Origin of the sequence: Alteromonas halophila, from assembly GCF_014651815.1 — a bacterium.
Taxonomy (GTDB): Bacteria; Pseudomonadota; Gammaproteobacteria; order Enterobacterales; family Alteromonadaceae; genus Alteromonas; species Alteromonas halophila.
The window spans coordinates 208,693-221,785 of record NZ_BMXP01000004.1 but is presented as its reverse complement, the minus strand read 5'-3'; the positions used below and the strand labels follow the sequence as shown (position 1 = coordinate 221,785).

12 protein-coding genes and 1 pseudogene are annotated in these 13,093 nt (G+C 43.2%); 3 read left to right on the top strand and 10 right to left on the bottom strand.

Going from position 1 to position 13,093, the window contains the following annotated elements:
* Nucleotides 1-49: 49 nt before the first annotated feature.
* The 8 genes from IE054_RS10625 to IE054_RS10590 all read right to left on the bottom strand — a co-directional run bounded on the left by IE054_RS10625 (nucleotide 50) and on the right by IE054_RS10590 (nucleotide 8,239).
* On the bottom strand, nucleotides 50-1,039 hold the full coding sequence (locus IE054_RS10625; RefSeq protein ID WP_189406234.1) for a polysaccharide deacetylase family protein: 990 nt from the start codon (nucleotides 1,037-1,039) through the stop codon (nucleotides 50-52).
* Nucleotides 1,039-2,211 (bottom strand): hypothetical protein, encoded by a 1,173-nt coding sequence (locus IE054_RS10620; RefSeq protein WP_189406232.1) that lies wholly within the window; start codon nucleotides 2,209-2,211, stop codon nucleotides 1,039-1,041. The genes IE054_RS10625 and IE054_RS10620 overlap by 1 nt, the downstream gene beginning before the upstream one ends.
* The gene (locus tag IE054_RS10615) at nucleotides 2,208-3,350 is read right to left on the bottom strand and encodes a glycosyltransferase family 2 protein (RefSeq protein WP_189406230.1); all 1,143 of its coding nucleotides are present in this window, start codon (nucleotides 3,348-3,350) and stop codon (nucleotides 2,208-2,210) included. Before IE054_RS10615 ends, IE054_RS10620 begins: the two co-directional genes overlap by 4 nt.
* The gene (locus IE054_RS10610; RefSeq protein ID WP_229805083.1) at nucleotides 3,350-3,865 is read right to left on the bottom strand and encodes a serine O-acetyltransferase; all 516 of its coding nucleotides are present in this window, start codon (nucleotides 3,863-3,865) and stop codon (nucleotides 3,350-3,352) included. The genes IE054_RS10615 and IE054_RS10610 overlap by 1 nt, the downstream gene beginning before the upstream one ends.
* Nucleotides 3,858-5,063 (bottom strand): glycosyltransferase family 4 protein, encoded by a 1,206-nt coding sequence (locus IE054_RS10605; protein WP_189406228.1) that lies wholly within the window; start codon nucleotides 5,061-5,063, stop codon nucleotides 3,858-3,860. Before IE054_RS10605 ends, IE054_RS10610 begins: the two co-directional genes overlap by 8 nt.
* Nucleotides 5,060-5,698 (bottom strand): polysaccharide deacetylase family protein, encoded by a 639-nt coding sequence (locus tag IE054_RS10600; protein ID WP_189406226.1) that lies wholly within the window; start codon nucleotides 5,696-5,698, stop codon nucleotides 5,060-5,062. Before IE054_RS10600 ends, IE054_RS10605 begins: the two co-directional genes overlap by 4 nt.
* An 83-nt stretch (nucleotides 5,699-5,781) precedes the next feature.
* Nucleotides 5,782-6,903, bottom strand: coding sequence for a glycosyltransferase (locus IE054_RS10595; RefSeq protein ID WP_189406224.1), 1,122 nt, complete (start codon nucleotides 6,901-6,903; stop codon nucleotides 5,782-5,784).
* A complete protein-coding gene (locus IE054_RS10590) occupies nucleotides 6,893-8,239 on the bottom strand; it encodes a phenylacetate--CoA ligase family protein (RefSeq protein WP_189406222.1) in 1,347 nt (448 codons plus the stop codon). The genes IE054_RS10595 and IE054_RS10590 overlap by 11 nt, the downstream gene beginning before the upstream one ends.
* A 405-nt stretch (nucleotides 8,240-8,644) precedes the next feature.
* On the opposite strand from IE054_RS10590, the gene IE054_RS10585 reads away from it, so the two are divergent.
* The 3 genes from IE054_RS10585 (at nucleotide 8,645) to IE054_RS10575 (ending at nucleotide 11,908) form a co-directional block, all read left to right on the top strand.
* Entirely contained in the window at nucleotides 8,645-10,081 is a 1,437-nt protein-coding gene (locus tag IE054_RS10585) for a lipopolysaccharide biosynthesis protein (protein ID WP_189406220.1), read from the top strand.
* A gap of 117 nt (nucleotides 10,082-10,198) precedes the next feature.
* Complete coding sequence (locus tag IE054_RS10580; RefSeq protein WP_189406218.1) at nucleotides 10,199-11,011, top strand: sulfotransferase family 2 domain-containing protein; 813 nt, start codon at nucleotides 10,199-10,201, stop codon at nucleotides 11,009-11,011.
* 105 nt (nucleotides 11,012-11,116) lie between these two features.
* A complete protein-coding gene (locus IE054_RS10575; RefSeq protein WP_189406216.1) occupies nucleotides 11,117-11,908 on the top strand; it encodes a sulfotransferase family protein in 792 nt (263 codons plus the stop codon).
* 156 nt (nucleotides 11,909-12,064) lie between these two features.
* Here IE054_RS10575 and IE054_RS10570 read toward each other — a convergent pair.
* Nucleotides 12,065-12,193, bottom strand: a pseudogene (locus IE054_RS10570) (helix-turn-helix domain-containing protein); the annotation flags it as partial.
* Nucleotides 12,194-12,388: 195 nt separating this feature from the next.
* A partial coding sequence (locus IE054_RS10565; protein WP_189406214.1) for a sulfotransferase family 2 domain-containing protein occupies nucleotides 12,389-13,093 on the bottom strand: 705 nt, incomplete at its 5' end.

The following is a 13,093-nucleotide window of genomic DNA, read 5'->3' as shown; positions in this document are numbered from 1 at the left end:
GGGTGAACGGCTAATTAGTCGATCATGAAACAGTATCAAGTGGTAAAATTTACCCTGATGTTAAACACATTTTTTTAAAAAAAGTGCGGTCGAATGACCGGTCAATCGAAAATCGTCCAAGCTCCATACAGTTTTCAAAGATATTGTGATTAATTTTAGAACTAAAGCTAAACGCTGATTCGTACCCTAACTCTCTGGCTTTTCGCGACACGATTTCATTGTAAGTATGTGCACCGCCCACTGGATAGGACAGTGTATTTGCATCAATTCCAAGCTTGGATTCCAGTAGTGCCTTTGAGTGCGAAAGTTCAAAGTCCAGCTCCTGATTAGACAGGTACGAAAGTATTCTGTGAGAGTGTGAATGAGCACCAATAGTCATACCCGCATCAACCAGTTCCTGTAACTGTTGCCAGTTCATAAATAGTTCCGATTTTGAATGATATGAAGGCGTGTCGCCACCGGCTAACTCGTGAAGGTTTGCAAGCAGTGATTCCAGGCTGTCAAAGTTTTGTTTCACACTTTGAAGGACACTTTTAATGGTATCCGGCGTAATGGTTGCCGGTATCTGAACTGGCTCATCGTAACCAGGTAACTTAACGTTTTTCCCCGCACATTTCTTCACATACCAGGCTATTTCATCCCACCACGGCAGTGTTGCGGAGCCAATCAGGCTGGTGGAAATGAAAAATGCTGCACGCATATTCAGCGATTTTAGAATAGGATAGGCAAACTCATAATTATCGCGATAACCATCGTCGAAAGTGATGAGTGCATAGCGTTTTTTCAATGGCTTACCTTGTCGTATCATGCCGTGCAACTCAGGTATATCGATCATCTCGAAATGCTTATTGATAAAGCGCAGATAATGCTCGAGATGTTCACTGTCGCAGGAAAATACACAAGGGTCGAACTCGGTATCATGACGATTGCCAATGCGATGAAAGTTAAAACAATACAGCCCGGTCGGACGTAAAGACCATAACAGATCCGTAAGCCCGACTTCACATAACAGGCGTTTTCCGAATGAGGTTACTGCCACTACTCTTTTACCTTAAATACCGGACGAGTGATGAAATAATCCCGGTATTGATTGGGATCGCCGTCCTTGCCATCTTCCGCTGCTTTAATCATGTTATACATTTCACGTGAGTTAACATAGTGCAGCTTGTATTTTTTTCCGTCATTGTACTCAGATTCCAGATAACTGAACATATCGTCAGTCTGCTGGCCAAGTAACACGTCCATATCTCGTTCCTGGGTACCGTGGGTATGTACCTTAATGAATTTCCATTCCGGCCGACCTTTTACGTGTACATTCGCATTTACCCACAAATCGACCCGGTCTTTAGTAGGCTCCATACCTTTGCGAATATCCGCATTTTCAATTTGAGGAAAAATTCCTTTCTTGAGCTTTTTCCAGTTCAGCATCAAGGGGCCATTGACCAGCATAAGGTCGCCCCACTCAGTGCCACCGACTTTTACATCAACACCGGTATTATGCGACTTAGGCTTGTTCGGGTCGTCTTTAGCGTAGTAAATCGCATTAATCTTATCTGGCTGGGTAGGGTGGGGGGCAGAAGGAAAGGTAAAATCAGCAAAACATCCGGTTTCTTTAAGTACCAGCAATTCATCATTGATCCCACAGTTTTTGCCAGACGGGTCTGAGTTATCCAGTGCCCAGTTGCCATGAATAAACGCATAGCTAAGTTTATTCGTTTGCGGGTGGCGGCCAATTGCGCCATGGTCTTCATGCAGGGTTTTGACAAAACCGTTGATAAGCCTGGTCAGATTCTCACGGTTATCATCGTGATGGTGCAGGTGCACCTCAATTTCACCAAAGCCATCACGGCATAATTTTGCTAACTTATTCAAATGCTCGAAACGGTATTCTTCTTCAGGGAAAAAGAACGTATGCTGAGGATGAAAGCCATCCGCGTCTTTGTGTTTCGATGCCATGGCAGGGTAGTCCCGCATCCAGCGATCGACCCGCTGACGCTCTACCTCAAGGCTGTTTGGCTTACCCCATTGCGGCTCATAATGATCAACAAAAGAAAAAATAACGTGGGTAACGCCGTCAACGTCATTCCTTTTTCCCAGGCGCTGGCGCAGATAGTCCGGCATCCAACCGGTCATATGCTTTTTCTTAAGTACAAAATAGATTGCTATGCATGAAGCAGCTACTGCAAGAAGTAGCAGCACAAGAAATGTCATCGCTGAGTCCTTTGCCAGGTGCCTGATAAGTCGGCGGAAATGAATCGAATAAAACCACGAAGCAGTGCCACATTCATTGCAACGAAAAACGCTGGTAACGCAATGATATTAGACACTTTCCTGCCACGCTTTTTATTTGTTATACCCCACCAGGCAATTAAATAAAAGCCTGTCTGTGCCAGAAGCGTTAACAGATAAAATGGGGTGGAGACTAAAAACAGATTAGATAACGCAATAATAATAAGCAGGTGGGGCGCGAACCAGCGCAGTACTTTATGACTGATGTACGCAACGCATCGCCAGCCCAGGGTTGGGTTAAGCGCCCATAAATTGGCAAAAAATGCCTGATAATTTCCAGAGCCAATGCGAACCCGACGACCTTCTTCTGATCGTAAATCGGGCGCAACCTCTTCGGTGGCTTTGGCATCAGCGTCATAGACAACCCGATAGCCCGCACGGGATACATTCATGGCAATCTGGAAGTCATCGACAATGGTGTTAGCGGGTAGCGGACGAAACAGGCTTTTTCGTAGCGCATAATTGGCGCCATTGGCGCCCAGAACCGCATCAATGTGGTTTTCCTTCTGTTTAAGAAAACGCTCATAACGCCAGTATATACCGTCTTTGTTATTGTTTGACTGCGCCTCGACCAGATTCAGTTCACCACATACAGCGCCCACAGCAGGATCGTCGAAGTGCCTTACCAGTTTATGGATAACATCAGGCGCAAAGTCTGTATTGGCGTCTGACATAACAATAATTTCGTCTTCGGCCATGCTCAGTAGTTCGTTAAGTACGCTTGTTTTACCCCGATTTTGGGTAAACACAACAGGTGTGATGACCGGGTGATTAACGAATTGATTGAGGATGGATGCAGTGGCGTCAGTGCTGCCGTCAGATCCAATCAGGACGTTGAGCTTTTCCTGCGGGTAGTCAAGTGCCAGCAGATTGTTAATACGCTGCTCAATACAGGACTCTTCATTATATGCGGCAATGACAACGGTAACCGAAGGTAGTGCAGAGGGGCTGTCTGCCTGTTTATCAACCGGTTTGTTTTTTGCAATAAGCATCAGTAAAACAGGATAACCAAAATAGCTGTATCCAATCAGTACCAGTGATAGCCAGAAAACCACTTCCATTAGTTTGTTACATCCTGCTTTTTCTGCAACGGCCTGGCTGGGATGCCAAGCATGGTACTACCATCGGGTGCATCTTTTGTGACCACCGCGTTGGCACCGATTTTGACATTGTCACCAATTGTCACCGGCCCAATTATTTTAGCTCCAGCACCCACAAAAACATTGTTGCCAATTACCGGTGACTTACCTTTTTCATCACCAATGACAACCCCGCTTTCAAGGGTAACGTTACGTCCGCCGCGCACTTTACTGTTAATGACAACGCCAACCGGGTGCATTATCACAAAGCCAGCGTCGAACTGTGCACCGTTGCCAATGACACAGCTATTCAGTAATTTATTGATATACTGCAACAGGTAGCTCAGTGGCGACAGCCTGCGTTTTGCACACCAGCGCATGGCACGGTACAAAATATTGGCTGAACTGCCGTCAGACATAAGCAGTCGGATGTTACCTACGTGAGCGCCATCTTCTGCGAAAATTTCCCGCTTGCGGGTGAAGTCCTGTTTAAGCATGGTTTGTCGTCACCAGTGACATCAGTTGCTCGGCATTATGCCGCCACTGACGCTGTGTTTCGATATAGCGTCTGGCATTCTCGCCAACGGTTTTCAGTACATCCGGCCGTTGCGTCAGCTCCAGCGTCGTTTTAATGCATTGCTCCCGATCATTGGCGGGAAACAACCAGCTGGTTTTATTGTCTTCCACTACTTCTGCAACCGGCGAGAAGTCTGGTACTACCATTCCTTTGGCCATGGCCATAAACTCAAACAGTTTCATCGGCGAGCCATAGTCGTTGGAATCCGGCAGGATCCCATAGTCCATAGCATCGATGTAGGTCGCGATTTGCTCATGAGGAACCCGGCCCGGTAACAGCACCTGACTCTGTATATTATTACGCGCAACCGCTTCTTTAATAGGTTCAAAGCAAACGCCATCGCCGACCAGCAATAGCACCACATTCGGGTAGTCGCCGAGCTGGCCGGCGATTTCATCAACAAACCAGTCAATGCCGTGCCAGTGAACGAAGGCGCCGACGTAACCTAAGACAAGCTTATCATCAATGCCAAGCTCCTTACGCAGTTGCGTGCGCCGCTTGGTATCGGGCTGAAATGCGTCAAGGTCCGCCCCGTTGGGCGATACTACACTTGGTGCGATAGTGCCGTAGGCGTCTTCAGAAGTTTGTTTAAAATGCGTCGAGATAAACACCAGGCCAGTGGCATTCTGAAAAATCCAGCGTTCAAACCTGCGTGCAATACCTTTGAAAAAGAGCGGGCGTACGCGGTGTACCAGACAGGAGTCATTGATCTCCAGCACTACGGGAATATTGTGACGCCGCGCCCACCACACGGTGGAAAATAAAAACAGAGAATAGCGCTCATAAATCATGGTCGAGCTATGGGTTCTCACTGCCTTTCGGATGCGCAGTAATGACACCAGGTTAAACATGATCTCGATAAGTTCAAAGACGAATTCCGGTACATATTTGGTGGCTTCTGTCAGTCGCGAGGCCAGACTACGGCCGGCAGGCTTTTTCTCTGGGCCAGAGTCCTGTTGCGCTGTTTTTTGATGTTGCTCCTCTGCCTCAGGCTCTGCCCCAGGAAGAGAAAGTATTGATACCTGATGGCCAAGCTGCCTGAGGCCTTTGACTACGCCGCGAATATGTACGCCTTCGGCGCCCTTACCGCGAGTCCGGTGGTGAAACAGAATATTCATTGATGGTAGTCCATTGCTGCCAGGTTAAAATTCATTGTAATAAGCTTCGGTAGCAGCAAGTCCATAACCTCCAGGCATAAAGGTGAGTCATCGTGAAATAACAAAATCTGGCCGGGTTTGATGCCATTGTCGATGATTCGTTGAGTAATTCGTTCAGCGTCTTTGTCATCATAATCCAGAGAATCAACAGCCCAGTGAATACACCGTATTTTACGTTTCTTCATGCGTAACAGCATTGGCACTGACCAACGCCCACGTGGCACGCGGAAAAGCGGGGAAGAGATGTTCAGGTGTGTTTCTATAGCGCGCTGAGCTTTCTCTACTTCGTCATCCTGTTGTGAGGGACTAAGTCTGCCAAAAGGAGGATGAGAGAATGAATGGTTGCCGATAGTGTGGCCGGCTTCAGAAATCTGTTTTGCAATATCCGGGTATTTTTCTACTTCACGTCCAATCACAAAAAATGTCGCCTTTGCGTTGTACTTATCCAAAGTATCGAGAAGCTTTCGTGTTACCTCTGGAGACGGCCCATCGTCAAATGTCAGATATAAAGATCTGTTTTTTGCAGACGCAGTGAATTCAAGCAATGTCCTGTCAAGAACTGCATTTCTTATTCTTGTTATAAAGTTGCTAAGCATAGCCTGTAACTTGCCATTTTATTTTAGTAGACCGTAATTCATATGCCGCAGGCAGTTCTTGTAATTCGCATACAGAGTGTTGCCTAAAGCGATAATAGTTGCAACAACTGTTCGCGGTTTCGCTTCCAGTTGTATTGACTTGCATGGCGTTTGATTTGCTCACTGTTCCACGAAGTGTCGAGCACCTGCCTGAGGCCGGTTGCGACTTCCTCATGGCTGCGCGGCGCAATGAGCACGCCACAATAATCAGGGACCACTTCAGGAATGCCACCCACCTTTGTTGCCAGAATTGGTTGTCCGCAAGACATAGCTTCAAGCACCACGTTTGGTACGCCCTCATTATAGCTAGGTAAGGCCAGGCATCGGGTGTGCTGCATCCAGGCAGGCAATGCATTATGATTTATCTGCCCCAGAAAAGTCACGTTTGCCGCCAGCGTTGTGCTGTTTTTACAATAGGACTCGAGGCTAGCGCGCATCGGCCCGTCGCCGGCATAATAGAGTGTTAAGTCCGGGTATAACGCACTAATTTGCTCAAAGCCCCGAAGCAACTCCATCACGCCTTTATCGTGTTTCAGGTTGCCAACGAAAAGAACATATGGCGAGTCAGTGGGCGGGCGGGTTTCCTGTGAAAACAAGTCGTGATCAACGCCATTGTATATTGTATGCACTTTTTTCTGCTCAATGCCCATGTTTAACATAACATGCTTCAATGCTTGTGAAACCGACAATATAGCCCGGGCGTCGTTTGCAGCAGCAGTAATTTGCCTGGCGCGTGCGGGTACTGCACCATGCATGTTTATATCACTCCCATGGACCTTAAAGTAGAAAGGACACTTGAGCCACTTCGCCAGTTTTCGTGCTGCGACGGCATCCGGGTATGCCCAGCTCGCAAAAACCTTATCGGGTGCATTGCGCTTCGTCCAGCGCCCGGCAAACCATCGTAGTGACCACCACATCATTAACGCGTAAAGCCGCCTACCCAGTTTTGGAAGGTAAAGGCGAGGGATGAAGCGCAGGTTATCCGTATTTTCAATTTCCTTTCTATGCCTCCACCACTCGGGAAATGCAACTGGAACAAGAATCGATACAGAGTACGAATCTTTAAGTTGTGCAAACTGTTGGCGATTGAACGTGGCACGGTTTGGTTCCCACGGCAATGGATAAAGGTTTGTGACAATGAGTAGATGAGGCTTGTTAGACTTCACAAATCGTCACTCTGTGTTTACCACTTTGGGTGAGTGGAATGTTATCGACTAACTCAATTTTTATCGTTAGCTCTCCATGACAATACCGATCAATTTCAGACTTAATTTTTTCCTGGTCGCGAACATTAAGTCCATCAGGGCAAATCATCTTGATGGTGACTGCGTCGATATCGCTTTGTCTGACCTGAAAGCGCTGAATAGCTTTAAATTCTTTAAACATATGAGGGAAAAGTTCACCCGCGATCATACGCCCGCTGCGCGTTTTTATTACATCCAGTTTTCTTCCGTCAATACTTTCCATGACGGGCAACGGGTTGCCACAAGCGCAGGGAGTATCACTCATCGTTGCTTTGTCTCCATTCACATACCGAATCAACGGCATTCCGTAATTATGCAAGTCAGTGATAACGAGATCGCCACTCTCCTGGATCACCGGGTGCCCCTGACTGTTCAGACTTTCAACAACCAGGTGATCGCTGTTGATATGCAACTTTTGGTTTTCACGACACTCTGCTGCAATCAACATGAACTCGCGGCAACCGAAAGTATTGTGTACTGGACAACCAAAGGCTTTTTCTATGATTTCGCGCTGATGCTCATGCAAAGGCTCTGCACCTGTAAGGATGACGCCTGGGGAGTGTACAGTTAATTTTTTATCTGTGATGAATGACGCCAATTCAACCATAGGGTTTACGTAGGAGACCATCGCATCCGGCTTGTAAGCGTTAATGCGGTCAACGTACTCCGGCATATTATCACTTGTCATGTTAAAGGAGTTGAGCATAGTACGGTTATAAAAGCCGTGGTACAGCGCGTCTTTCAATTTTTTATTGCGTGATGGCTGCCCTAAATCTGCTCCCCACAGGTACATTGTTTTTTTTCCCAAGCCTGCGCCCAGCCACCCATATCCACGCCACATAACCGCTTCCCGACGCGTATTGCTATTGAGGTTTAATTCAAAGTGAAACGGCTGACCGGTAGAGCCGCCGGTGCTTTTCTTAATGTTGTCTGGATGCTTTGATGAAACCAGTTCATCGTAATGTTCGCGAACAAGGTCTTTGGTTAGGAGGGGAAGGCGAGTGAAATCTTCCCGAGTTTTTATGTCTTCTGGCGATTCAATACCAATTTCAGCCCAAACCTTTGGATAGTAGACTGTCGTTTCGAATGCATGCGTTAAAAGCGCCCTGGTTTTTTGCCACTGAAGCGTTTCGATTTGTTCAGGCGACCAACTCAGGTGTTGTTGGTATTCTTTCAGAAGCGGGGTAAGGCCTTTGCCTTTAACCCGGTCCAACGCGGGCAACAAAACTGTGCGAAATAAACCAGGATAAAGTGACATCAGTATACGTTCCTTGCAAAAGTCATAGCATACGGCTGAATAACTATTTGTATCATTATAACTATTAAACAAAAAACGAAAATAGCATCTTTACTTCGACCAAGGGTAATACACGTATTGGCATATTTCACCACTCGTGTAATATCAGAAGCCGCCAGTCGGGCGCTAGGCGCACAGAACAACATTGATATGCTCGTTTTGGCTCTGATTTAGATTGATCGTTCATCATCGGCATTTCCGACAAGCAATCTGAACAAAATAAAGGATGGGAGCAATAAATACCTAATCGCAGTAGCCGCAGTCAACGCAACTAACTTCGTCAACAATGGCTGCGAATTGATAAAAAGCTTCGTATTACTTATGAAGCATTAACAGTCCAACCGGGCAAGTATGTAAAGGGATTAAATGGAAGCAGATAAGCTTAAAGTCGCTGTTCTTCACTCCTTGAAGTGGGTGGTTGCAGGAAAAGTTTTAACTCAGGTATTCCGATGGGTGATGACCTTCTGGGTTATAAGACTACTGACACCAGAAGACTACGGGCTGGTTGCAATGGCAGACGTACTTCTCAGTTTTTTAATGCTTATCGTAGGCGCATTGTTTTCACCTGCCATCGTTCAGTCGAAACACATAGATAACTTGACGCTAAGTCGGCTTTTTGGGGGGGTTTTACTTGTTCATTCGAGCGTATTTTTATTGCAGTACTTTTCTGCAGACCTTGTTGCGTCTTATTACAATGCGGACGCTGTTGCTGATATACTAAAAGTTAACGCTTGGTGTTTTTTAATACTGGCATTTAACGTCATCCCACAGGCGTTGTTGACGCGTCAGATGCAGTTTAAAAAAATCTCGATCATTTCAGCGCTCTCAAATATAACGGCGGCAGTGACAACGTTGCTTATGGCGTTGAATGATTACGGATACTGGTCAATAGTCATTGGCGAAGTATTATCTATTACCCTTAAAACAATTCTAGTTATAGCAGTAAATCCCGTTCTTCTTTTTCCTAGGTTTGATCTAAGCGCAGCAAGTGAGTATTTAAAATTCGGTGGCATCGTTGTTGTTCATGGCATCATTTTTTATATTTTTACGCATGTAGACGTTTTTATCGCGGGCCGTTATCTTTCTGCAGCCGAAGTTGGACTTTTCGCTCTTAGTTTGCAGTTTGCGCTAATGCCTCAGAAAAAGTTATTACCGCTTCTCAAACAGATCGCCTTTCCTGCATTTTCAAAGATACAAGACAATACTTCCAAACTTGCTTGGTACGTAGAAAAAGTTCAGCGTTTAAGTTTCACATTAACAATACCAATTTTTTGGGGCTTGGCGAGTGTTGTCGATTTAGCTATACCTATTATATTAGGAGAAAAGTGGATAGATGCTATTTACCCATGCATAATTATTTTATTTATGATGCCATTACGATTCAGCGATGAACTCTTCTTTCCTGCATTGAAAAGTCAGCGCAAAGTGGGACACCTTATTGTCAATACACTGATAGCTACGACCGCATTAACAATCAGTTTACTATTGCTTGTAGGCTATGGTGCGTTGGGTTTAGCGTTGGCGTGGTTAGTCAGCTTTCCATGTGTATATACCATAAATGTAACGCGCAACTGCAATGCGTTAAATGTTTCCCTCAAAGCTGTCGGGGTGTGTTTGATAAAGCCGATAGTTTGTGGGGGCGTAATGGTTGCTACTATTTTTTCTATGAAATTAGTTATAGGTAACGTAAGTATATGTAATATGTTTTTGCAGATTGGCATCGGTGCGCTAACTTATGTGCTTACTTCTTTTTTGTTCAATCGAAAAAGTTTGAAAGAGTTAATTTTTCTATTCAAAAGATAATAATTTAATATGACCTTACGAATAAATAAAAATGAGATATTACTTTTAGTTTTTCTGCTAAAAAGGATTAATGGTGTTAATAATTAGCGATTAGTAAGTTATTGGAGTGACTTTATTGTGCTTATAACAAAAAAATTCGTTTTACTAAATTACCCTAAAACTGGGAGTACATTTGCCAGAGAAGCGATTCAAAAGCTTTATAGTGAAAAGTATAGAGAGAATCCAGTTGTAAGCAAAATACTAAGAAAGCTGAAAGTAAGGGAGCCTGCTATTCAGGAGTTAATGCTCCCAAATATAAAAGTAAAAGGCGTATCAAGACCACGTGATCAACATGGCTGCTACTGTCAAATTCCTAGTCGCTATAAGAATAGGGAAGTTGTGACAGTAGTAAGAAACCCCTTTACGCGCTTTCTTTCAGCCTATAAATATGGCTGGTGGAAGAAGTATCCCCCTGTATCACAACTACTGCTAGATAAGCACTTTCCACACTTCCCCGATTTAAGTTTCGATGAGTATGTCGATTTGACAGAACTTGGTGTAGAACATGGAAGGTTAGGTCGACCTCCAGGAAACCTTGGCAGTCAGACTGTACAGTTTATACAGATGTTTTTTAATAATCCTGAGAGTACCTTGGAAAAGGTAGATGATAAATATCTTGAAAACCAGCAGTATTTGAAGGACGTTCCTGCTATAACATTCTTGAGACAAGAGACATTAAACGAAGATTTGGCAGAATTTCTGATACAAAAAGGCTTTAGTGCAGATGATGTTAACTTTATTCTGAATATGAAAAAGATTAATACGACAAACTCAGAAAAAGTTGCTGGTGCAGTTTGGACGCCTAAAACACTGAGCTATGTAAAGCATAAAGAAAAGGCGATGTTCGATATTTTTAGAGAAAAGGGGATTAACTACGATTCACCTTTATAAAGGTAGTATCATACTGTGTTGAAGATCTACTATGTACTATACTCTTTAAAATTTAATTATTTGATTTCATTAAAGTTTTGCCCTATCTTCTAGTGGAGTAGTTTTATGTGCAATAAGAATTTTATTTTCCTAGCTGGACACCATAGAAGTGGTACATCGTTGTTGCATGAGATACTTAAAGAGCACCCTGAAATTAGCGGATTTTCCAATACTGGTGTGCCTGAAGACGAAGGGCAGCATTTGCAGACAGTATATAAACCTGCAACAGAATTTGGTGGGCCAGGTAAATACATATTTAACCCAGCGTCACAAATGACAGAAGAACACCCGCTTGCCACGTCAAAATCTGCAGAGTTGTTACTTGCTCAGTGGGGAAAGTATTACGATAATTCTAAGTCGCATTTTATTGAGAAAAGCCCTCCGAACCTTATAAGAACTCGATTTTTTCAAAAAATATTTCCAAATTCTAAATTCATTGTGATATTGAGGCACCCTATAGCAGTAAGTTATGCAACTAAAAAATGGTCAAAGACATCTGTTAAGTCTCTTATAGAGCATACTGTTTTGGGATATGAAGTGTTTATGGAAGACAAGAAAAAGCTAAATAATGTATATGTTTTAAGGTATGAAGATTTCGTTAAGAATCCACAGGTCGAAATAGATGCAGTTTTTGATTTTCTTGGATTAAAATCTATTTCTGTAAATCATGATGTCAAGAAAAATGTTAATGATAAGTATTTTGATATGTGGATGGAAGAAAGAAGAAAACTTAGAAATAAAATTGCTCTTCATGTTTCAGGTAAAGTAGAAAGGCGAGCTATTAGGTATGGTTACAGTTTATTAGAAAAGGACAAGGTACTTCCTTTGCCTGCTGAGTTTTCAAATTTCGCTCGGTAGGTTACCGGAGACGGGTAGTCGAGAATTTCATGAGTTCTTTCTTTGCAGTAGTCCAGTCGCCAGACCCAGGCCATTTCTCAGACCTAGTTGATATTGCAAAAAAGTAGGCATCTAGGAACTCCAATCGAAGCTGTCTAAGTTTAGGGGAAGTGGACACTGATACCGATAAAACGTGTCGCGGGATACGCCTATTACTTTACAGGCCTTCGATACATTGCCCAGCTCTTCAGCCAGATTTAACAGTCCTGCTTTGTGTTTGATGATTGGATTGCTAGTATGCAACATGAGAGTTACCTATTTTGTTTTGATTAAAGATTCGACACCTTTATCAAAACGGGTAACTCTCATCTTTTCAAGAAGAAGTGTCAGATTAAGTCGAGACTAATTCAATTGAAGACTTTGTTTTTAAAGTGTTTGGTGATTGAAGTCTTTCATTCCTTTTGTAACCTAATAGTCATTAGTCCTTCAATTATCTAGTAATTACTTAAGTAATGTTTCTACATCAACTGAGGAGGAGTTTTTTATTTTTAAAATTTTTTCAACAGAATCGTAGTCTGACTTTAAAAATTTCTTTAAATTTTCATAGCCTAGGCTACTTAGTTCCTTCTTGCTTTGGGGTAAAAGAGATGCGTTTTCATGAGTGCGAGATATTTTGTCTATGCCCAAGTTTTTACTTATGTCATCATTTAACGTCTCAGTTGCAAATACAAAAAGGATTTGTTCGTCTCTAACCCATTGTAGTAAATCAGTCAGATAATATGCGATATTTTCTCTTAAGTGATGGATTTTTATTAGGTCTTTCGCGACCTTATTGTTAATCTCATTATCGCTATATAGTGCCTCAGCCAAGTTATTAATACTTTGATATCTATCTAGTACTTCATACTCACCTTTAAATCTGTTCTTTTGTACTTTTTCTTCCACAACTAATTTATATCGCCAATTGAATGCTGATATAGCTCTTTTAATTGGATTTCTTATGACGACTATATATCTTGCATTTCTATAGTAGGGTGGTGGACTGTCATGTATTCGAATGAGTTTAGAAAAATTTTGATTAATGATCTTGCTTTTCTTAATAGCTTCCCATAAAGATATGCCTCCACATTTTCCAATATGAATATAGACCAGTTTTTTTGAAGTGTCTTCTCGGGTTATGAATCGCTTTATCTCTCTCAGAGGTTG